Origin of the sequence: Leptospira ilyithenensis (assembly GCF_004771005.1) — a bacterium.
Taxonomy (GTDB): Bacteria; Spirochaetota; Leptospiria; order Leptospirales; family Leptospiraceae; genus Leptospira_A; species Leptospira_A ilyithenensis.
In genome coordinates this window covers 1-21,812 of the sequence record NZ_RQHV01000002.1, presented here as the reverse complement: position 1 = coordinate 21,812, position 21,812 = coordinate 1, and the positions used below count along the sequence as shown (strand labels likewise).

At 41.6% G+C, this 21,812-nt stretch carries 18 protein-coding genes; 9 read left to right on the top strand and 9 right to left on the bottom strand.

Translation table 11 applies throughout. The features are described from left to right. The 4 genes from EHS11_RS00460 to EHS11_RS00445 are packed head-to-tail and all read right to left on the bottom strand — an operon-like array spanning window position 1 to window position 4,123. Entirely contained in the window at window positions 1-2,415 is a 2,415-nt protein-coding gene (locus EHS11_RS00460; RefSeq protein ID WP_135762458.1) for a C1 family peptidase, read from the bottom strand. Between the two features lie 2 nt (window positions 2,416-2,417). Further along, entirely contained in the window at window positions 2,418-3,065 is a 648-nt protein-coding gene (locus EHS11_RS00455) for an energy transducer TonB (RefSeq protein WP_135762457.1), read from the bottom strand. Window position 3,066: 1 nt separating this feature from the next. After that, entirely contained in the window at window positions 3,067-3,468 is a 402-nt protein-coding gene (locus tag EHS11_RS00450) for an ExbD/TolR family protein (RefSeq protein ID WP_135762456.1), read from the bottom strand. A 10-nt stretch (window positions 3,469-3,478) separates the two neighbouring features. Beyond that, complete coding sequence (locus EHS11_RS00445; protein ID WP_135762455.1) at window positions 3,479-4,123, bottom strand: MotA/TolQ/ExbB proton channel family protein; 645 nt, start codon at window positions 4,121-4,123, stop codon at window positions 3,479-3,481. Window positions 4,124-4,307: 184 nt separating this feature from the next. On the opposite strand from EHS11_RS00445, the gene EHS11_RS00440 reads away from it, so the two are divergent. The 4 genes from EHS11_RS00440 (at window position 4,308) to EHS11_RS00425 (ending at window position 9,457) form a co-directional block, all read left to right on the top strand. Beyond that, the gene (locus EHS11_RS00440) at window positions 4,308-6,164 is read left to right on the top strand and encodes a hypothetical protein (RefSeq protein ID WP_135762454.1); all 1,857 of its coding nucleotides are present in this window, start codon (window positions 4,308-4,310) and stop codon (window positions 6,162-6,164) included. A gap of 162 nt (window positions 6,165-6,326) precedes the next feature. Beyond that, window positions 6,327-6,686 carry a PilZ domain-containing protein gene (locus EHS11_RS00435; RefSeq protein WP_135762453.1) on the top strand — a complete coding sequence of 120 codons (360 nt, stop codon included), beginning with the start codon at window positions 6,327-6,329 and terminating at the stop codon, window positions 6,684-6,686. A gap of 261 nt (window positions 6,687-6,947) precedes the next feature. Beyond that, window positions 6,948-8,366 carry a TPM domain-containing protein gene (locus tag EHS11_RS00430; RefSeq protein ID WP_135762452.1) on the top strand — a complete coding sequence of 473 codons (1,419 nt, stop codon included), beginning with the start codon at window positions 6,948-6,950 and terminating at the stop codon, window positions 8,364-8,366. A gap of 80 nt (window positions 8,367-8,446) precedes the next feature. Beyond that, window positions 8,447-9,457 carry an IPT/TIG domain-containing protein gene (locus EHS11_RS00425; protein WP_135762451.1) on the top strand — a complete coding sequence of 337 codons (1,011 nt, stop codon included), beginning with the start codon at window positions 8,447-8,449 and terminating at the stop codon, window positions 9,455-9,457. 55 nt (window positions 9,458-9,512) lie between these two features. On the opposite strand, the gene meaB is transcribed toward EHS11_RS00425, so the two are convergent. After that, window positions 9,513-10,550 (bottom strand): methylmalonyl Co-A mutase-associated GTPase MeaB, encoded by a 1,038-nt coding sequence (gene meaB / locus EHS11_RS00420; RefSeq protein ID WP_210413605.1) that lies wholly within the window; start codon window positions 10,548-10,550, stop codon window positions 9,513-9,515. A 49-nt stretch (window positions 10,551-10,599) separates the two neighbouring features. Further along, window positions 10,600-12,735 carry a methylmalonyl-CoA mutase gene (gene scpA / locus EHS11_RS00415; RefSeq protein ID WP_135762449.1) on the bottom strand — a complete coding sequence of 712 codons (2,136 nt, stop codon included), beginning with the start codon at window positions 12,733-12,735 and terminating at the stop codon, window positions 10,600-10,602. 107 nt (window positions 12,736-12,842) lie between these two features. On the opposite strand from scpA, the gene EHS11_RS00410 reads away from it, so the two are divergent. Further along, window positions 12,843-15,953 carry a PAS domain-containing sensor histidine kinase gene (locus EHS11_RS00410; protein ID WP_135762448.1) on the top strand — a complete coding sequence of 1,037 codons (3,111 nt, stop codon included), beginning with the start codon at window positions 12,843-12,845 and terminating at the stop codon, window positions 15,951-15,953. Between the two features lie 7 nt (window positions 15,954-15,960). Here EHS11_RS00410 and EHS11_RS00405 read toward each other — a convergent pair whose 3' ends face one another. Together EHS11_RS00405 and EHS11_RS00400 are read right to left on the bottom strand one after the other, a co-directional pair. Next, a complete protein-coding gene (locus tag EHS11_RS00405) occupies window positions 15,961-17,808 on the bottom strand; it encodes a methylmalonyl-CoA mutase family protein (protein ID WP_135762447.1) in 1,848 nt (615 codons plus the stop codon). A 1-nt stretch (window position 17,809) separates the two neighbouring features. After that, entirely contained in the window at window positions 17,810-18,121 is a 312-nt protein-coding gene (locus EHS11_RS00400; protein WP_135762446.1) for a hypothetical protein, read from the bottom strand. A 66-nt stretch (window positions 18,122-18,187) separates the two neighbouring features. Here EHS11_RS00400 and EHS11_RS00395 point away from each other — a divergent pair, with 66 nt between their 5' ends. Genes EHS11_RS00395 through EHS11_RS00380 form a run of 4 tightly spaced genes read left to right on the top strand, consistent with a single transcriptional unit; the run spans window position 18,188 to window position 21,067 of the window. Then, entirely contained in the window at window positions 18,188-18,856 is a 669-nt protein-coding gene (locus tag EHS11_RS00395) for a lysoplasmalogenase (RefSeq protein WP_135762445.1), read from the top strand. Between the two features lie 54 nt (window positions 18,857-18,910). Beyond that, on the top strand, window positions 18,911-19,693 hold the full coding sequence (locus EHS11_RS00390; protein ID WP_135762444.1) for a ferritin-like domain-containing protein: 783 nt from the start codon (window positions 18,911-18,913) through the stop codon (window positions 19,691-19,693). After that, a complete protein-coding gene (locus EHS11_RS00385; protein ID WP_135762443.1) occupies window positions 19,693-20,175 on the top strand; it encodes a DUF2505 family protein in 483 nt (160 codons plus the stop codon). Before EHS11_RS00390 ends, EHS11_RS00385 begins: the two co-directional genes overlap by 1 nt. A gap of 7 nt (window positions 20,176-20,182) precedes the next feature. Beyond that, window positions 20,183-21,067 (top strand): DMT family transporter, encoded by an 885-nt coding sequence (locus EHS11_RS00380; RefSeq protein ID WP_281282534.1) that lies wholly within the window; start codon window positions 20,183-20,185, stop codon window positions 21,065-21,067. Between the two features lie 56 nt (window positions 21,068-21,123). Here EHS11_RS00380 and EHS11_RS19715 read toward each other — a convergent pair. Next, on the bottom strand, window positions 21,124-21,812 hold a 689-nt coding region (locus tag EHS11_RS19715; protein WP_167884300.1), incomplete at its 5' end, for a hypothetical protein.

Genomic DNA, 21,812 nt, shown 5'->3' with positions numbered 1-21,812 from the left:
CTACTCTCTAACGAAAGATAGGTGACCTTTTTCGGGAAGTAGATTTTTCTCTTTAAATTCCGCCGATAGAGAATCGGCGGATGGAGATAGATTGATTTTCCATTTCCCTTTTTCTTCCAGAATATGGGAATCTACTGCAAACTTACCCCGATAAAATTCTTTATCATTCCATTTGAGAGTGTACTCTTCCTGGGAATCATCGGATTGGATTTCTAATTTTACAGGCTTTACGTTTGATTTTCCATCCCAATACATTGCAGTCCATGGACCTACAAACTTGGTAATGCTAGACTCCCCGAAGGTTCTTACTTTCTTTATATCCTTTACTATTTCGCTGAGAACAATCACTACGGGAGTGGAAGCAAGGCTTTCTTCTTTATTCGACTCTTTTGCACGAATGCTTACGAAATAGAATTCGTTTTTTTCCAAATTGGAAATGGTGGTCTCGTCCGCAGAACCTTCCGGGTTGGATATAAGATTCCAATCCCTTTCTTCTTTTTTGCGAACCAAGACGGAATACTTTTCTATATTGGGTCGTTTTTTCCAAAAGATGGAAACTGAAGACTTAGAAGTAGATTCCGAAATATTGATGATTTGAGGAGTTTGTGAAACTTCCGCACGTTTTGAGAGTGAAGTCGCATAACCTGTGTCATAATCGGATGGAGCGCTTAAGTGATGATTGTCGTAAACTGCGGAGACTGCATAGTCGTTTTCCGTAAGAGGAGGATTTTCGTCTGTAAAATTGGTTTTGGAAGTTTTTCCTATTTTTGCCCACTCATCATCCACATTCTTTCTGCGAAATACTACATACTCGATCGCATTGGTGGAACCGTCCCATTCTATGATTACTTTATTGGAATAGAGTCCTTTGGAAGCGGTGACTTGGCTTGGAATCAGTTTTATATTTTTACCCGGATCCAAAAATCCGGAAACGTATTTGCTTCCTTCCCCCGTTAGATTTTTTCTATGAGGAAACACACGATACAATTCCGCATCGCCGTTTTTGGATGCTTTGTAATCTACATAACCCGGTTTGTCCGATTTTCCCAAAAACCGGAAGATTTTAGTCGATGGGTTCCATTTGTATATGGAATACTGATCTGCCGTTAGGTGACTGTCCCATTCTAAAGTGATCCGATCGTAGTACTTTCCGATACTTGCAGTGAGATTTGTGATAGGAACGATTTCATTTGTTTTTGGATCGTTGCTCGTATAACCTTCGTTTGAGTCATGGGACGGCAGGGAAATTCTATGTTCGTCCAGACTTGCAACCCGGTATGTATAAGCAAGATTTGTCTGTGTTCCGAAATCATCAAACTGAGTCTGTCTGGACAAACCTACATTTTGAAATTTGGCCTCACCTTTCCGCTTGCGGTAAATCTCATAGCCGATCGCTTTGGGATCTTTGGACCAGGTGACTCTGATTTTGTCTTTAAATTCCCCTCTGGTCGCATAAATTTCGTTTGGTGGACGAAGATCTCTGCCTGTGGAAGGGATTTCATCCAGGATTGCCAATACTTGCTTTTCAGAATACAATTTGGAATCTGTTGCGGGAACCACAGTATAGGCAGCCCGGGTCAGTTTTTGGATCAAAGAATAAGAGATCCAAAGGTATCCTGAATCTCCCCATTCTCTTCCCCAAGAGTTCCAAACCCGAAATGCTTTTTTATCATCGTCATATCCGATGAGTACCAAGGATTGTGCTCCGAGTAGCTCCCCCGAAGCCGATTGATAAACCGCAGGACCATGCGCTTCCAAAAAATTTTCATAAGTAAGAAAGCTGATCACAACAGGGTTTCGTCTGGAAATGGAATGTTTTAAATGGAATAGTTCGTTGGAATCAATTTTGAAAATGCGGGCAAATCGTGTCTCTCTTCCCAGTTCGATCAGATTGGCACCGGGCTTGGACCTGAACTGCGAAGGAGTATAATTCATTTCTTTTAAAGGAACGGAACCTCTGCTCTGGGCGAGTATCAATCCTTCGAGTAAGGAGGCACCTGAATCTTTTCCTCCATTCAATTGATTGTAAATATAAGCCGGGGAATAAAATACCGACTGCCCCTCTTTGGAGATCGGGTTTATGGAAGATATGTTTTCTCTTTTGTTCTTTTCCGCTTCAAAATAAGAAATCAGTCCGAAACCAACGGCAAACCCTACGCTACTTTTTTGATTTCCTTGGTCTCCCGGAGGAGGGAAGGAATCGGAAAGATCCGTTTCTTTTGAAATTTTATCTTCGTCTAATGCCCGATAATTGGGGAGACTTTCATACAATTCATAAGGATCGGGAACGAGCCCGGAGGGGAACCTTAGGGATTTTGTTTCACTATTGCCTGTAACCGGGCGGGAGTAAAAACCGGCTGCGGACAATGCGACCAGTCCGAAGATACTGAGGAGAGCGATCCTTCTTTTTTCCATGATCAATCTTCTTCCAAATCAAAGAGTATTGGCAATCTATGAGACATCTTGGTTGGTTTGCCATTATTATAACCCGGAACAAAACGAGCCATACGAATTATTTTGAGCGCAGCCTCGTCAAACCCGTATCCTGCTCTGCCGGAAGCAACTTTAGCCCCTTGCAATTGGCCTGTTTCATCTACTTGTACCATAACAACCACTGTCTTCGTGTTTATATTTGCGGCTTTCGCCGCTTCTGGAAAGAAACTTTTTAAATCAAAATCGATGATGGGAGTGGGGGGTCGGTCCCCGTTATAAGAAAATAAAAATCCGTCTTTGTCCGTTCCATCCCCGGAAAGTTGGTTGGGGTTGATATCCGTATCATCGGGTGCTTCTGCGTTTTGGTCTTTATTGGAACCTTCCACCCAGTCAGTTTTTTCCACAGGGGCAGGACTCGATTCTCCTCCCAAAAGTTCGGGTGGAATCTCTTCCCAATCCACATCCACTTCGTCTAGCTTGCTGACTTCTTCGTAGTCCGAGTCACTTGGCAAAGTGGCTATAAAGTAAATCAAATAAACGGAACCATGCAACACCAATGAGAATATAATGGAAAATTTAAACAGTCCGAATTCATGAACCCAGGATTTAAATTGTTTCCATCTGTCTTTCATTTTATTTTTTTACGGAGAGTGCGATTCGTGTAACACCTGCTTTGCGAATCATTCCCATCGTTTCGGTGATTTTTCCGTAGGGAAGTCTTTCATCCGCCGAAAGAGTGAGTCTCATATTGGGTCTGATTTTCGCCTCTCTCTCCAGATGTTTTACTAAAGAGGGAATGGTCGTGTCTTTGCCTTCCAAAAGAATCTTGCCGTCTTTGGTCAAAGCGACTTGGGTGGACTCGGCAACATTGGGATCTGCCGCAGCAACCTTCGGTAAATTGATATTAATCGACTCTTTCTTCAGAAAGTTCGCTGTTACCATAAAAATCACAAGGAGCACGAGGATCACATCCACCATCGGTGTGATGTTAATCGATCCTATCTCTTCATCGTTTCCGCCGGAATTACCTGCCATAAACTATCTCCTAATGGTGAGTATGTGAAGAATGACTTGATTTGCCGGTAATCAGATTGGCGTGAAATTCTTTGGAAAGAATTTCCAAATTTCCGGTGATCACTTTGATCTTTCTTGAAAAATAATTATTTGCCATAACGACCGGAATGGCAACTGCAAGTCCCGCCGCAGTAGCAAGTAGGGCGGTGGAAATACTACGCATTACCACTTCCGCTCCGGAGTTTCCGAGAGTTCCCAGTCCGTAGAATGCCTTGATCACTCCGAGTACGGTTCCCAGTAGTCCGATGAAAGGAGTGTTGTTGCCAAGAGTATTTAAAATAGGAAGTCTCTCTTCCAGATGAAGTCTTTCTTTTAAGATTTTGGCATCCATCAGTTCGAATAAACCTTTTGGATTTTCCTTTTCCCTTTCCAGAGAAAATTGAGTGAAACGTGTGTAAGCAGTTTCCTCTTTTTGATCATGAAGAAGTTTTTCCGTGCCTTTGTGGTCTTTGTGGCGCAACAGAGGGACTAGATGTTCTAAAAATGAGACCGCTTCTTTGGTAAGGTTTTTACGAAAAATGACCAATCGTTCTACAAATACGGCAACGGCCAGGATGCTTGCGAATAACATCACTACAAAGATAAATTTTTCACCTATATCAACGAAATCCTGCATGTATCCCTCTTCTTTCTGACAGGATTTTGAGATTCGGTAGCAATTAAAGTGAAAAATTCTTATAAAAGTGATCGAATCTGATTCTTGTTCAGAATCGGAAAAAACTGTTTTTCCTGAGTGAAATAAGCACCCTGGCCCATACGATCGCTGCTTTTAAAGCGGCTTTTTTAAATGTGAGAGGAAAATGAAACGAATTGCTGGAATACCTTTCTTAATTCTTGGAATCCTACTGGTTTATTATTATTCCGTTCGGGCTTGGCAGATGTTTTTGAATGTTTGTCCGAATCATGATTTTCTGTCTTGGGATGAAAATATCAGGCTCGCCACAGTGCTCGATCAGTATGTGGATTTTAGAGACGGTTCTTGGTTTAGGGGATTTTTTCCTTTTTTGGAATCTCCAACCTGGCCACCTCTCCGTTCTATAATCACATTTGCTTCTCTTTATTTTCCCACGGATTGGCCTATTACGTATCGGGATTCCTTCAACGGACTTATCTTTCTCATATTCGTTTATCCTACGTTATTTTATATTTTGAGCAAGGTGACCCGGTCCTGGTTTTGGGGGAGTGTCTTGTCTTTTTTTAGTTTTATACTGACTTTGCAAACGCAGGAAGTGCCCGCTTATTCCCTCACTTCCATGTTGGAAACCCAGTCTATGTTCTTTCTGCTTTGGTCTGCCTACGCTCTTTACAGGTTGTACGAAGAAGATAACAGCGGGGAAATCCGAACCTCAACCAAGTATCTCGTCGCATTCTCTCTGTTCGGTTTTTATTTCACGAAGTACCCGTATGGAATTTTGTTTTTTATGGCATGTTTCACCTATGAGTTTTTACGCAATCCTACCAAATACAAAGATGTGATTGTATACTTGTACAAGGATTATGCGAAGGGTTTTCGTCTGGCGTATTTGGTTTTTGTGGTTCTTATGATTTTCTCTCTACCTGTACTGCGTGTGGTGAGCAATATCAATTTGAACCAAAGACCGTTTAAGATGTTTATGTACTACATAAGTCTTGTTTTATTCGTAGACTTATCTCTTTATATGTTCCGCAACCGAAGCAAAGCTATCGCAGTCTTTCCTCGCACAACTGTAGTTTTGTGGGTGTATGCGGTTTTCCCTGCGTTTTTATGGCTTTTTTGCAATCCGGACAGGGTCAGCGCATTGATAGACGCCCAAATGATTGTAAATCATTATACCCGTAGTTTTTTTCTGACACTTTGGACGGAGCCTGGAATTGACCCGAAAGTCCCCGGGATTTTCGATTTTGTATGGGGGTTTCGTATTTTATTTTTGGTTTCGTCGGTATCCATTCTTTATTTTTTCGCAAACAAATCCAAAAATTGGAAGGATAAGATCAAAGATCCTCTGTTTGGTGCAACGGTAGCGATCTTTTTGGAACTTTTGATTTTAGAGCTTGCTACGGGAAACAAACAACCGCGTCATGTGTTGCAATTCATTCCTGCGATCGGTTTTTTCACAACTGCTTGGTCTTTGCGTTTTGTGCAATCCGCAGAATCAAAACCTTTCCTTGCGGCGGGATATCTTAGCATAGCAGTTGTTCTGGGACTCGTCGGATGGAATTTGTTTTATAATCAGGGGCTTCTTTCCGATCGGTTTTTTCAAACCAAACCGTTTTGTTACCGAGGGACCAATGTTTCCGATTTCCAACCTGCGAGAGAAATTGCGAACCAATTGGATCCGACTAAAAAGTACATTTTGATCAATGCATTTCATGACAAAGAAAAATATGAAACAAAGGGAAGGGTTCTCGCTTCTGACTTTGATTTGGCGATGAAACTCAAGACATATGAAAAAGGTGCGGTGAGAAATGATCATCCTAGGAAGTGGAAGGACTGGTCAAAATTCGATTCCGTTCTTTTATTAAGTGATACTTGCCCTGATGCTTTTGTGGAAGAAAAGTTTGAATCCAGATCTAAAATCTTGATCGCTGAATCCACATTAGTAAAAACATACAGAGAAGGGAGTGGAATCGCCTGCTTACAGGAATTTCGTATTCTTAAACCGGAAGTGACAAAGTAAATATAGGAATTGCGGTGCCTGTGGTTTTCGGTTATATCGACCGGTTCGGGGAATAGATCGAATCCAAATTCCGCCCGACAACAAAATCAACACAAAAGATTTAGATTAAGAAACGGATTTTTTCCGCTTGCCCTCTTTCGAAAAAAGGGGGCATGTGGAGCCATGTCTCAAGAAAGGCGTATTTATAAACGTATTTCCGAAAAGGTACATATCACTTATCGAGTTATCCAATCAGGTTCGGACAAAATGTTCCTTCCTAAAGATAAAGGGGAAGGGGAAACTCAGGACATTTCGGAAGGTGGCCTTCTCTTTAGCACGAAAGAACCTATGCCTATCGGGGCAAGGTTGGAATTGGAACTTAGATTCCCAGATGTTCGCTATGTACTTTATCCCAGAGCAAAAGTAGTGAGATTGGAAGAATTCAATGAAGGCGAATTTTACGAGGTGGGTCTCGAGTTCAATCAGCTTTTCGAAAATGATAAGAAGTTGATTTTGGAACATATCATAAGGCTTGGGGGATAGGTCATCGATTTACTTCTATTAGGTGGTCAGAGGGTGCCCCCCGCCTTAAGATCAACTTCGCTGATGATTTTTCGAATACTTCTTCGTTTCTATTGGCACAGAAGAAGGGATTTGGGGTGCGGTTTCGTGGGTTTGTCCGCCTTCTCTATATCATAGATCTTCACTCGCCTCCAGAGATTCGCTCAAATTTATAGATTTTTTTCCGATTAGTTCGCCTTTTTGCCAGCGACTTTGCATCATCATTCGTCAACTAGGAAGTCCATGATCAAAAAGTTTGGTTTTATATTATGCCTATCCACATTTTCCCTCCTAGGCCAATCCTTATCCGAATTTGCGGGTTCTTTGCCAAATCCGATATCGGATGAAAATTCCCGGATTTTAGATCAAACGGGCATTCTTGAAAATTCTGGAACCAAACAAAGATTAAACGAATTGATCGTTCGTTTGGAAAAGGAAACTTTCGTTGAGATGGCAATTGTTATTTTACCATCCGTCGATCCTTTGATTTCAAAACAAGTCGCTGTTGAACTTTTCCGAATTTGGGGAGTTGGTAAAAAGGAGAAGGGCAATGGGATATTGATTCTTCATGTTTTGGACCAAAGAAGAGTTGAAATAGAAATAGGATACGGATTGGAAGAAAAACTAACTAAAGTTCTATGTAATAGAATCTTGAAAGAAAGGGCGATCCCATATTTTAAGTTAGGTGCATTTTCCGTAGGTTATGAAAGCATGTTCGATTCCCTTGCGGCAACATTGAAATCCGATCTCACCCCTTACTCAAAAGTTTTAAGCGAATCATCGGAAAAATTTCCTGAACCGTCGAAGGCTGCATTGGATGAGATTCCGGAAGGGCTCGAGACTTACCTCGATCCTAGTTACGAATCAAGAGAGAATTGGGAACAGAGATATCCTCTTTTTTTATTCGGAGGAATATTTATTGTTATTATTGGTTATTTCTTTTTGTGGGAGAGAAGAGGTCCGTGGTTTAAACAGTATGAGAAAAGCCATTATAGGGAAACAAGATTTACAATTTGGACCTCTTTTTTTCTGATTTTTTCCTTCGTTTGTTTTATTCTTTCTGTCGTTAGTTTCTGTTATGCGAAATGGGGTGGGGACTTGCTGCCTCAGTTCATAGGAATTCCAAGTTTTGCAGCTTTTGTTCTCTTCTTTTTCACATTCAATTGGTTTAGAAAATATTGGGAAGATTCGTTGCAATATCTCCCGATTCCATGCAAAAAATGCGTATCGGAACTTTGTCCTGTTCCCTATCAGGAGGATAGGGAAATGTATTTGGATCAGAATGATATAAAAGAAGAGAGTCTTCATTCCTATAAATTCATTATATTTAAGTGTAAATCTTGTTATACGATTGAAAAACATCGTAAAGCGGATTATCGTTACGGAGATTATTCCATTTGCCCGAATTGTAAAATTAGATCCGTCTATGAAAGAGCAAATATAATACATTCGTCGACATATGAAAGGGAAGGTGAAGAACAAGTAAGGTTTAAATGCGTTTATTGTGATTATTCTGATATTAAAAATAGGATCGTACCGAAACAAATACGACCTACACCGACTTCTGCTTTTCGTTCCAAGTTCTCTTCTTTAAATTCTTTTTCCGGTAAAAGTTTTAGTAGGAGATCTTCCAGCGCTGGAGGTGCGGGTTCTAGCCATTAAATCACGTATAACTACGTGTATATCTAATTTCCTTTTTATTATAATATTTAGGGTGATTACTAAATAAAAAGGATTTGGCAATGAATCTTAAGCTCACCTATGCATTTTTTTCCTTTGTTTTGATCGTGTCGCTAGTTTCTTGTAAAAAAGATAAAGACGATTCGGACCCGATTTCCAATTACTTGTTGTTCGAAACATTGGTAACTGTATTAAACGGCAACAGCTCTTCTGCGGATATAAACCCTGAGTTGGGTTTTCCCGGAACCAAAACTACAATTACCGGCGAAGGATTTATCGGTAGTGCGTCCGAGTATGTGGTAACCGTTGGCTCTGCCAATGCTACTGGAATTAATATCCTCAGCACCACTTCCTTGGAATTCACCATGCCTGAGTTAGCTGGCATTACTGACAATTCGATAGTTGCTGTTTCCATAAAAAAATCGGGAATCAGTTTGCTTTCTAAGACAATTCGTTATCGCCCGGTTCCTGTGTTGGCCATCAATGAACCGAATACTTTTAATCGAAAGATCACATCAAGTGATCCGAGTGTGTTTTTTACATTTACGATAATGACGTCCGGGCTTCATCTGTTCAATTCGTACGGATCGGCAGCCAATTTGGATTTTTACTTTTACACTTCTCCTACTTCGAGTGCAACAACGATCGCAACTGGAACGGCTACAGATACCGAGTTCAAAAGGTTTAGCCTTACACCGGGCACGTATTACTTGCAAGTGAAATTTGTATCCGGCTCTGATTCCAATTTCAAAATGAATATTGCCAGCAATTCCGGGGTGGTTCCTACCTCAACTAGCAATAGTGTCAACGGTACGGCCGGCGTTGGGGCAACTTATCTATGTTATGATTCGTTGGGATTTGGAACTGCAAATGTTCCGAGCAGTTGTGATGTTATCAATGTCGCCGATGTTGCAAATAAGACCGGAAAGTGCACTTATCCTTCCGCTTCCGGAATTACCACCAGGACTTATTATGGTAATGGGTTCCAGACATCTTACGCGCAATTTACTTGTCTCACTCCTGGAAACGGTTCTCAGAATGAATCGGAATCCATATTCAAGGCATTCCCGTAGTTTTTTGTCAAGAGATCTTTCCTAACTTTTGTTTGGTGGGTTATTCTTCGCCTGTTTAGCCTGCCACCAGCTTTTTGATTTCTTTCAATAGGGAGGATTTGCCGGATACCACATTTTCTTCCGCCATTTGAATGGTTTTTTCCATTCCTTTTTCACCATAGAACTTGTCGATTACCGCTTCTTTCAATGTTTCCCGGAACCAAAGCCTGGATTGATCTTTTCTATTTTGTTCAAAATGACCGTTTGTTTTGGTTGTCTCGGAATAATCTAAAATCAATTTCCAAATTTCATCGGTACCTTTACCGTCAAGCCCGCTACAGGTGATCGCTCTGGGAAACCATTTGGACTTTGGAGGAGGAAACAAGTATAATGCGGATTCGTATTCTGCCTTCGCACGAATGGCATAGGGTTCGTTTTTCCCGTCTGCTTTATTGATAGCGATCAAATCCGCCATTTCCATAATCCCTCGTTTGATCCCTTGTAATTCATCTCCGGCACCCGCAAGCATCAAGAGTAGAAAAAAATCAACCATTGAATGAACTTGCGTTTCCGATTGTCCTACCCCTACGGTTTCTATGATAATCACATCGAAGCCCGCTGCTTCGCAAAGATACATGGATTCTCTTGTTTTTCTTGCAACACCTCCGAGCGAACCACTGCTAGGTGATGGCCTGATGAAACAACCTTCCGCTCGGGAAAGGTTTTCCATTCTGGTTTTATCTCCCAGAATACTACCATGTGTTTTTTGAGAAGTAGGATCAATGGCAAGTACCGCCACCCGTTTCCCTTTTTCCAAAAGATAAAGGCCGAAAGATTCTATAAAAGTGGATTTGCCGACTCCCGGAACACCGGTGATTCCTACGCGAATGGAATTTCCCGTCCGAGGAAGAATCTTTTCCAAAACCATTTGTGCGAGTTCGCTATGATCTTCCCTATTGCTTTCCACAAGAGTGATCGCTTTGGATAAGAGAGTGCGGTTGCCATCAAGCACTCCTTTTGCAATTTCTTCCGGAGAGAATTTTGATTTTTTTGTCAGTTCTCTTTGTTTGAGAATGTAAGGATTTACGGAAGGCGCCCCTTCCACACCGGGCATTACATGTAACGCGGTGTCCGAAGGGTTTTCTCCTTTTGTAGGGTGAGGATTAGGCTGTTCTCCGTTCATTGAGCATAATCGTTAAAATTTGTTTTGCGGCATCCGAAATCACGGTTCCCGGCCCGAAGATCGCTGTCGCCCCCGACTTGTACAAAAAATCATAATCTTGTGCGGGGATCACTCCGCCTACAACTACGAGCACATCTTCTGCGCCTAACTTTTTCAACTCTTCGATCACTTGGGGAACAAGTGTTTTGTGTCCTGCGGCAAGAGAAGAAACACCAAGTATATGGGCATCGTTCTCTACCACTTGTTTGGCGACTTCCGCAGGAGTTTGGAACAAAGGCCCTATATCAACGTCGAACCCCATATCGGCAAAACTGGTGGAGATGACTTTTGCTCCCCGGTCATGACCGTCCTGGCCCATTTTTGCTACCATGATCCTGGGTCTTCTTCCTTCCAGTTTGGCAAATTCATCGGCAAAATTCCGAGCTTCTATGAATCCTTTGTCTTCCGAAATTTCAGAAGAATAAACACCGGAAATGGATCGGATCACTGCTTTGTACCTTCCAAATACTTTTTCCATAGCATAAGAAATTTCACCCAGAGAAGCTCGTTTTCTTGCGGCGTCTACGGCAAGTTCGAGTAGATTTCCTTTTCCGGATTCCGCAGAAGAGGTGATCGCGTTCAGTGCCGCTTCCACGGCAGTCGAATCCCTATCCCGTTTCATTTGATTCAAACGGTTGATCTGAGCTTCCCGTACTGCTGTATTGTCAATATCCAAAATATCAATCGGTGCTTCCTTATCCAACCGGTAACGGTTCACACCTACGATCACATCCTTTCCGGAATCGATACGGGCTTGTTTTCTTGCGGCGGCTTCTTCGATTCTCATTTTCGGAATACCGGTTTCGATTGCTTCCGCCATTCCACCTAACTTTTGTACTTCTTCAATCAGAAACCAGGCTTTATGGACCAAATCATGAGTGAGTTTTTCCACATAATAGGAGCCGCCCCAAGGATCAATCACCCGATTGATGTTTGTTTCTTCCTGGAGATAGATCTGAGTGTTACGTGCAATCCGTGCGGAAAAATCGGTAGGAAGTGCGATCGCTTCATCCAATGCATTTGTATGGAGAGACTGCGTATGACCGAGCGCTGCTGCCATCGCTTCGATACAAGTGCGCCCCACATTATTGAATGGATCTTGTTCCGTAAGAGACCAACCTGAGGTTTGGCAATGAGTTCGGAGAGCCATTGATTTTGCGTTTTTAGGATTGAATTGGTTTACTATTTTTGCCCAAAGGAGTCTGCCTGCTCTCATCTTTGCGATTTCCATAAAATGGTTCATTCCGATGGCCCAAAAGAAAGACAATCTGGGTGCAAATTCATCCACTGTTAAACCGGAAGCGATTCCCGTGCGAATGTATTCCCAACCGTCTGCGAGTGTATAAGCTAACTCCAGATCGGCGGTTGCACCTGCTTCCTGCATATGATATCCCGAGATGGAGATCGAATTGAACTTCGGCATATGTTGTGATGTATAACCGAAAATATCCGCAATGATCTTCATGGAATGTTTGGGCGGATAAATATAGGTATTACGTACCATAAATTCTTTCAGGATATCGTTCTGAATAGTGCCAGATAACTTGTCTTTGGTGACACCTTGCTCTTCCGCAGCGAGGATGTAAAATGCAAGTATGGGAACTACCGCACCGTTCATAGTCATGGAAACGGACATTTGGTCCAAAGGAATCTGATCGAATAGAATCTTCATATCCAGAACGGAATCGATTGCCACACCCGCCTTCCCCACATCACCTACCACACGTTCGTGATCCGAGTCGTAACCTCTGTGAGTTGCCAAGTCAAAGGCAACTGAGAGACCTTTCTGACCGGCCGCCAGGTTTCTTCTGTAAAATGCATTGGATTCTTCTGCGGTGGAAAACCCTGCATACTGGCGAACCGTCCACGGTTTGTTCACATACATTGTGGAATAGGGTCCTCTCAAATAAGGAGGAAGCCCTGCAACATAATTGAGATGTTCCAACCCGTCCAAATCCGATTTGGCATAGCGGGATTGGATCGGGATTCCTTCCGGGGTTTGCCAAAGGGAAGTCGATTTCTGGAAGGAGGATTTAGAGGGAACGGAAAAGGGTATTTTTGTAAAATCAGGTCGCATAGAGTCTTCTATGGAACAACCTTACAGAGAGAAAACCATAGAGAAAGCAGTTTTTCGATTGAAACCTGGATGGAACGGACTATAGTTTTCTTTCTCACTCCAACCCCATGCTGAATGAACCCGGCTTTGCACAAACGATCCTAGATACAGTCGCCTCTCTTATATTGGTTCTGGATACGGAAGGTCGAATTAGGGTCTTCAATCGGCGCTGCCAGGAAAAAACAGGGTATTCCTTCGAAGAAGTGGAAAATCAATATATCTGGGATATATTGATTTTGGAATCGGAACGTTCTTTGATCCGATCCAAATTCAAAAAAATCCAACCGGGAAGGGACAATGTTCCCCAATTCCAAAATGTTTGGCTGACAAAGTCCGGAGATCAAATTATGATCCGCTGGAACAACGCCTTTCTGACTGATAAGGAAGGGAAGCTGGAGTATATCCTTGGTACAGGAGTTGATATTACCGAGGAAGTTTTAGCTAAGGAAGCTTTGGAGACCCAAAGTATCTTTGAAGGTTACCTGAATTCTTTTTCCAGAAAATTGAATTTTGCTTCTTATGAAGATGTTCCCAAAATTCTGAAAGTGAGCCTTTCAGAAATGGCAAATCGAATGGGCGCTAGATTTGCTTCCATTTTGGATTTATCTTTTCCAATGATCAGTTGGGAAGAGATAAAAAAAACAGATTATTCCTTTTACACGGATTGGATGTTTAAAAATCCGCAGGAATTCCAATTGGAAAATTTCCTGGTTCAGGAAATTTTCGATCGCATAACTAATAATAAAGTCGTCCTGGTATTGAAAGGTAAAATCATTGAAGTCGGACTTTCCGATCAGGGAATCAACTGGATCTTTGTTCCCGTCAAAAATTCGAATCAGGTTTTATGTTTTTATTCCGATCGGTTTAATTTTTCTCCCAACCAATTCGTTCCCCACCTTCGTTTGTTTTGCGATTTATTCGGAAACGGCCTGGACCGTATTGCATTCGATCATCGCTTGCGGGAAGAAAGGGATTTTTTAAATAAGGTTTTGGCAATCTCTGCGGATGGAATCGCCATTCTCAATCCGGATGGCCGGATCATTTACGCAAATCGAAGTTCAGAAAAAATTCTGGGATTGGAAAGAAATGAAGGAAATATAATAAAATACAAATTGCCCAAGTTTCATTATAAAACTTTGGAAGGTAATCCTTTTCCTGAAGAAAACCAGCCATTTGCCGTTATTCTTAGAACAAGAGAGCCAGTTGAAAATATAATCCAAATCATCAGTTGGGAAGGTGAAAATGAAAAAACCATCTCAATCACAGGAGCACCTATCTTAAAAGAAAGCGGTGAGATAGAGATGGTGGTGTTTTTTATCTCTGACATTTCATTCAAACTGATTCAGGAAAAAAAACTGAAAGAGTCGGAAGCAAGACTTCGCCTTGCCGTCGACGTTGCTAAGATCGGAATTTGGGAATGGGATATTCTCAACGATCGTTTTCTTGGAAGCGAAAGACTGTATGAATTGTATTTTGTTTCTAAAGACGGATTTCCAAATTTTGAAAGCTTTAGAGATCTGGTTCACCCCGAGGATAAAAATACTTTCAACAATGTCGTGCAGCAGGTATTAAGCGAAAGTGGCGGGGCAGTTTACCTTCAGTATCGGTTTATTGATCATACAAAAAAAATCCATTGGATGGAAGGATATATCCAAGTTTCCGAAGTTGAAAACCAATCCGCAAGAATGATAGGAGTTGTTCGGGATATCAGTTCTAGAATGAATTTCGAAAGAGAACTGAAAGAAAGCGAATCCAGGTTCCAGGCATTTTACCAAATCACAACGGAAGCCATTTGGATTTCCGATTCCAATTTCTCCGGGATCGTGGACGCTAACCCAGCATTTTTCAGTCGATTCGGTTATCGGGAAAACGAACTCGAGTCCATTGATATTTCCAGTTTATTTGCCCGCGAATCTTGGGATTTGATTTTAGATGAGGGTTTTGCGGAAAACACAAGTGTCAATTTGTTTGCTTGCGAAAAAGACGGAACTCTGTTTCCTGTAAGCGTAAAGACCCGTATCATTCATGATAAGGGAGTCGTTCGTACTGCAGTGAGCATGCAGGATTTGACTTTTCATAAAGTAATAGATGAACTTAGAACCTATAATGGAGAAATTCTAAGAAAAAACGATCTGATCGAAAAACAAAAACAGGATTTGGTGGATGCGATGAAAAAATTGCAACTTGCCCAGGCCCAATTGGTTCAATCGGAAAAGATGGCTGCATTGGGACATTTGATAGCAGGCATTGCTCATGAAATCAATAATCCGATCGGCGCGATTCAGGCAAGCAATCAGAATCTTCGCAATGCTCAAATGGGTTTCCCGGAAAGAATTCGCGCTTTGAAAGAAATTTATTCCGTAATCGACTATGACACATTAGACGATATGATGAATTTGCTTTTCGATAGTTATAACACTTCGAACTTTATTTCGGGCCTGGAAGCCAGAAACAAGAGAAAAGTTCTAGTCCAGACTTTAAAGGAAAAGTCGATCGAAGACGCCGAATCCATTGCAGACTCGGCCATCGACCTGGGAATCCATGAAGTGATTTTGAAATATATCAAATTACTGCAACATCCCCATTCTTCGGAGATTTTGGAAATCATATTCAGGCAAATTCAATCGCTTAATATGAGTAAGACAATCCAGGTCGCGGTGGACCGGGCTTCCAAGATCATTTATGCTTTGAAAAATTATTCTCATTTTGATCAGGAAGGAGTCCCCATCCCCGGAAACATTACGGAAGGGATCAATACTGTACTTACTATTTATCAAGACAAAATCAGAAGGGGAGTGGAAGTGATCCGGAATTTCGAATCCTCTCCTTCCATATATTGTTATCCTGATGATCTGCTACATGTTTGGACCAATATCATATTTAACGCACTTCAGGCGATGAAATTCAAAGGAAGTTTGGTCATCCGTACTTTTTGTTCGAACAATCATCTTGTGGTTTCGATCATGGATACCGGGCCTGGAATTCCCGAAGAGCACAGGGATAAGATTTTTGAACCGTTCTTTACAACGAAGGCTCCCGGAGAGGGAAGCGGCCTCGGTCTTGATATAGTCAAACGGGTGATTGAGAGACATAAAGGAGAGATTAAGATAGATTCGGAACCGGGAAGAACCGAATTCCGAATCTATCTTCCGATGGATTTACACTTAAGGGAAAAATAGACTGAATCTATAGAACCCCTAATTTTTTTTGTGCTTTTTCCATAAACTCTATAACGTTTCTTTTGAGGTGAATGAAATCTTCTATGCCTTCGGATTCCGATTTTGAAATCAGATCTTTCGGAAAACCGGCAACAATCCGCCAAACATTCGGTAGGTTTTTTTTCATACCTTCGCAGAATGCAGGAATGAATTCGATGTATTCTTCGTCGGAAGAACAAAGCACAACCATATCCGCTTTGAAATTTTTAGCGGCCTGAATTCCTTCTTCGATGGAATCAAAGCCCAAGTTGTCCTGGATTGTATAACCCAAACATCCTATATAATTGGAACTGAATGCGGCACGCGCCTTTCTCATTCCTAAATTTCCAATTGTAAGCAGAAATACTTTCGGAACTGATTTTGTTTTTTCAAAATGTGCATCAGTCGCAAAACGAAGTCTGTCAAAATCCCAAGATAGTCTTAAGTAATTCAATCGTTTGAATTTTGTTTGAACGGGTGCATTCAATCGCTCATTGATTTTGCCAATGGAATTTTGCAAATCCGAATGACGTTCGGAAGCCAAAGGATATTGGTTTGTACCTAACAGAGTCTGTTTGCGGCTCGAAGCAGCTTCTCTTTTTTTCTTTTCGGCGGTTTCTATTTTCGACTGAATCTTTCCATCTAACATGGATTTGTAGAACCCTCCGTCCTTTTCAACGGTCTGAAATTCCTCCCAGGAAACTTCGCATAATTTATGAGTGAGTGATTCCAGATAATACGATCCCGAAGAAGGATCATCCACTTTGTCCAGATGGGACTCATGTCTGAGAAGCAATTGGGAATTGCGGGCAATCCTTGTTCCGAACTCATTCGAATCATGATAAACTTTGTCGAACGGATGTACTGTGACCGAATCCGCTCCACCGATAACGGCGGACATAGCAGCAGTGGTTCCGCGTAACATGTTTACATAAGGGTCGTAGGCTGTAAAATTCCATTCCGTTGTACTAGCATGTATTTGTGCGGGAGACTTTTCTCCCAGTCCCGGTTCATATGCATCCAGGATTTTTGCCCAAAGGATTCGCAAAGATCGGAATTTTGCAATTTCGCTAAAATAATCTGCTCCAATCCCCGCCCAAAACCAAACGGATTGTGCTGCAACTGACGGTTTTGCTCCCGATTCGATTAGAATATTCAAATATTCAACTGCCCAAGCGAGTGAATAAGCCAACTCCTGAGTGATTGTGCTGCCTGATTCTCTCAAATAATAGGAATGAATGCAAATAAATCTTTCGGAACCGGAAGAAGACACAAGAGTCGCCAAATTGGACTTTATCTTTTCTTCCGAACCGCCCGTTTCCCCGCAAAGTAATGCAGAGCCTAACGGATCATAATCGGTAAGAATTTGTTTCGCTTCTTTTGCAAAAGTACGGATTTCTTTTGCAAAGTCTGGGGCACGATTGGCCAAGGATAAAATAATAGGAGTATTTTTCAGATCTAATCCGAAAAACAATCTTTGCAGATCGTCCGGACCGGGAAGCGGAATTCCGAACCGGCTCCCTGCTTCTTCATGAGAATAAAATAATAAAGAATCAACCCCTTTCTTTTCTAAGGATTTTGCTTCTTCGTTGGCAAGAGTGATCGACTGATTTTGGTAAATCGGATCGGTGATAAGCCAACCTTTTTCTTTGCGTTGAAGAGTAGGTAAGTCAAGGGCTTCTAAATCTTCCGCTCTGTAATAAGGCTCGATGGAAAAACCTTCTTCCGTCTCCCATTGCACTTTGTCGTAAGGAGCCCCTTTCAGGTCTTTTAGAATCAGCTCTTTCCATGTTTGGGCTCCCGTTCCGGGGAATTCCGAGAATAATAAATCTTCCAAATTATTCCTCTACGATTTCGTAAGGTTCCATATAGCCGGGGAAGTCGCCTAATCCCCTTGTGAAAGTGAACTTTGCAGGATAGACTACAAGTCGTTTGCTAGATTGTTTAATTGTTCCCGACAATGCTGAGAAAGGTAATGATATAAGAAAGGCGCCAACCCCGAGGCAAGTCCCTACAAGTCCCAAAGGTCTTGCAAGAGCAATGTCCAAAAGCATTTCGCCTCCGCTTGGAACTTCTCGTGCGGAGAGAGATGAAAAAGATAGAAGTAGGGAAATTAAGAAAAGGATGGACAAAGGACGATTTTGCTTCATATAATAAAACACTCGGGTTCTCCCTATGATAAAAAACGAAACGAGTCCCCGTGTAAAGTAAGAATTATGGCAAAAGAAATTGTTTTATTTGGTTTGTATTCCCTCGTCCACCTCCTTGCGATTTTGACAATCCCGAAAGAGAATTATTTTTTTCTTCCTTCCAAAATCATTCCTATCTTGATCTTGATCGTGGCTCTCCTCCGTTATTGGAAGAAATTGGAACTACGGGGAAAATTGGTAGCAGTTGCTCTTGTGTTTTCTTCCTTCGGAGATTCCTTCCTCGCTCTTCCTGATCCCAAGTTTTTTGTTCCGGGACTTGGTTCTTTTCTTGTAGCACAGCTTATTTATTCAGGAGCATTTTCTTTCGGTTCTCCTTTGAAACTGATTTTATTCTTACCTTTTCTTGCCTACGGACTCACTTTTTATTCCCTCTTGTTTCCGCATTTGGGACCTCTTGCCGTTCCGGTCGCAGTGTACGTGCTCGCAATTTGCATCATGGGTTGGAGAGCACTCGCCCGTAAATCTGTAACTTATGCATTCAGAGTCGGGCTTTTGGGAGCGATCTCCTTTATTGTTTCCGATTCCATCATTGCCTATTCCATGTTTTTAAATCCCGGAATGGATAGGACTCTTGCTTCCATACTGATTATGGTTACATACTATTTGGCGCAAGCGCTGCTTTATGAGTCTGTAAAGGTAGAAGAGTTGATTTTAAAAGATTCGAAAAGTGCTTGAATCTGAATTGTTCCAAGCTAGACTATAAGCGCTTTCTCTAAGGAATTTGCACAAATGAAATCTTTAAAAAAAACTACATTTATCGAGGCGGTAGCCGCCGCAATCGAACACGAAGTTAAGTGTTTTCAATTCTATTTTAATACTTCGGAGAGTTTGCCTGAAGGTGCCGTCAGGGAACTTTTCAGCCAACTCGCGTTAGATGGTGATGAACATATCAAATTCATCCGCGAAGTGTATAAAAATGCGGAAGGAAAAGAATTGCCGAATTTGAAACAACTTTCCGAAATCGAAAAATTTCACTCTTCCACCATACAAAAGTTAATGGACAAGCTGGATCGGAACAAAACCGCAGAAGTGAACCACGATGAGAAAAAAGCACTCGAACTTGCCATTAGGGAAGGGGACGATGCGATGAATTTTTATTCGACTCTTCGCAATAAATTTCAAGATCCGAAAATCAACCTTCTATTCCAAAAGCTTGCAAACTTCAGTGAAACAAACACTTCTCTTTTGGAAGCGCAGGCACGCGCTATGGAGCAGTCTACTCCGGGCGAACAAGTATTTTATTGGGAAGACGAAGCATTGCTTGCAGAAGTAAACAAATCATCTGCAAAACCGAAACCCGCTTCCGTTGCCAAGTCGCCGTCTCCCGCTCCTAAGAAAAAAGCGGAAGCACCTAAAGCAAAAAAAACGGCCCCGAAACCGAAAAAGACATCTCCTAAGGCGAAGGCCAAAAAGTCTGCGAAACAGGTTGTTAAAAAATCGGCTAAGAAACCTGTTAAAAAAGCGGCACCCAAAAAATCCAAACCTGCAAAAAAGAAAGGAAAAAAGAAATAGTGAAATATAAGGTTACTCATAGTTTTTCAGTACCACTCGCAAAATTACTTCATGCCAGAGAAGAACGTTACAAACATTTGGATCAATTTCCTGATTTGAAGAATGTAACTTTACTCGAAGAAAAAAAAGAAGGGAGTATCATCACTCAAAAGAGAAAGGTGAGTCTGGAAGGATCCATGCCCGCGGTACTTTCCGCAGCTCTTTCGGATTTATCTTTATTGGAGGAATCTACTTTCGACATTATCACAAACACTCACGAATTTAAGATCTCTCCTCCCGGCAAAGACAATGTGTTTATCATCAAAGGTAAAAGTATTTACCAAACGGCGGGCGACGGATCGGAAAGAAGTTATGATGTAGAAGTTCTTTCCAGTTTGCTCTTTGTTTCACCTATCGTTGAAAAGGCGATCGAAGAAATTCACAAACATAGTTTGGAAAAAGACAGAAAATCCATAGCCAAATTTTTAGGGGTTGAAACTTAAGGAGGTAGTGAATTCTTCCTCCCGCTGGTCTAACATCCTCGAATTGAATTTGTCCGTTTTCATTATGGGAAACGTGACACTTTTTGCGAAGCTCCTTCCTTTCCCGGCTTCTACCATTATCACAGGTAGAGCTGCTTTCTCTGTTTTGATTTTGGCAATCTTCCTATTCATTCGGGGCAAACGGTTTGTGTTCTCCAGTTTTTCCGATTTTGCCAAAGTATTTGGAATCGGAATCCTTTTCGGAATCCACTGGGTGACCTACTTTCATTCCATACAGGTTTCTACAGTTGCGATCGGAATGTTGTCTTTATTTACCTATCCTGTATTTACTTCGATTTTGGAGCCTTTGTTTTTCGGTCATAAGATCGATAAGTTTTCTGTTTTTCTCACCTTATTTTCGTTTTGTGGTCTTGCTATCATTGTTCCGGAATTCAATTGGGCAGATAATCATTTTCAAGGAGTTGTTTGGGGTTTGGTGTCTGCCGTCTTGTATTCGCTTCGGAACATTCTGACCAAACAAATGCACAGTCATTATCCCAGTTCCCAGCTACTACTTGTACAACTGATTGCAACTTCATTACTTCTTCTTCCGTTTGCTTCCGGATTTTGGGAGATGGTTTCGGAACCGAAATATCTGCTTTATCAAGTTTTGCTTGCAGGTGTTTTTACAGCTCTTGCCCATACTCTGTGGATTCGGAGTTTTGCGAGCCTTCCAGTTACAACAGCGGGGATTTTTTCAACGATGAGTCCGTTATACGGAAGTTTTGCGGCGTGGCTGGTTTTAGGAGAAGTTCCTCCCGAAAGGATTTGGCTTGCAGGAGCAGTCATACTATTTTGCGCAATCATGGAAATGATAAGACAGTCTTCCTCTCTCCGGGAAAAACCGATTTAGGAAAAATCAACTTTTGAGAATTGATATTCCCGCGCGAATGAGATGATTTTATATTTTTACTTCATTATTAAATTCAGTTTTTCTTCCGCTTTGTCTTTCCAATAACCTTCTTTTTGCGATTGGATAAACGACTTGAGGAACTTGATTTCTGCCGATTTTTGGCTCGTGTCCTCCGGATTTTCAAACAGATGTTCTTTGAAGCTCTCGAGAGAATCATCCGCAAATCGGGAGTATCCTTCCTCCAATTTTCCTTGGAATTCGTTTTTGAGTTTTCCTTGGGGAGAAAGATGCAGGTAATAGATTCCTAAAAATCGGATCTCTCCCGGTTTTCCTTCTAGTGGCAAAGCCGATTTTGATTCGTTCGGATTCAAATTGGCATGAAATTTTAAAACGCAATTGTTCCCGCAAATCTCTGTCCATCCGATTTCGGAAAGTATGTAATTTTGTTTGGCTTTGCCAAGCAGCACATGATAGGAATCCAATGCTATCGATGGAAAAGATAAGTTCGTATCTACTGCGTTAGTTGATGATGAAAAAACAAGGTCTTTCCCATGAAGAGGGAAAGCATGTTCGGAGATTAGGTTTTTTCTCACTTTAAAGATTGCAAAACCGTAAACAGTCAGGGTTTGTATCTCTGCTTCCGATCCGGGGTCAGGGAGGCGGAGAGCATATGTTTTGCAATGGGATAAGGAAACAAAACAGAATCCTAAAAGAAGGAAAAAGAGTTTGAATGAAGTTTTCATAC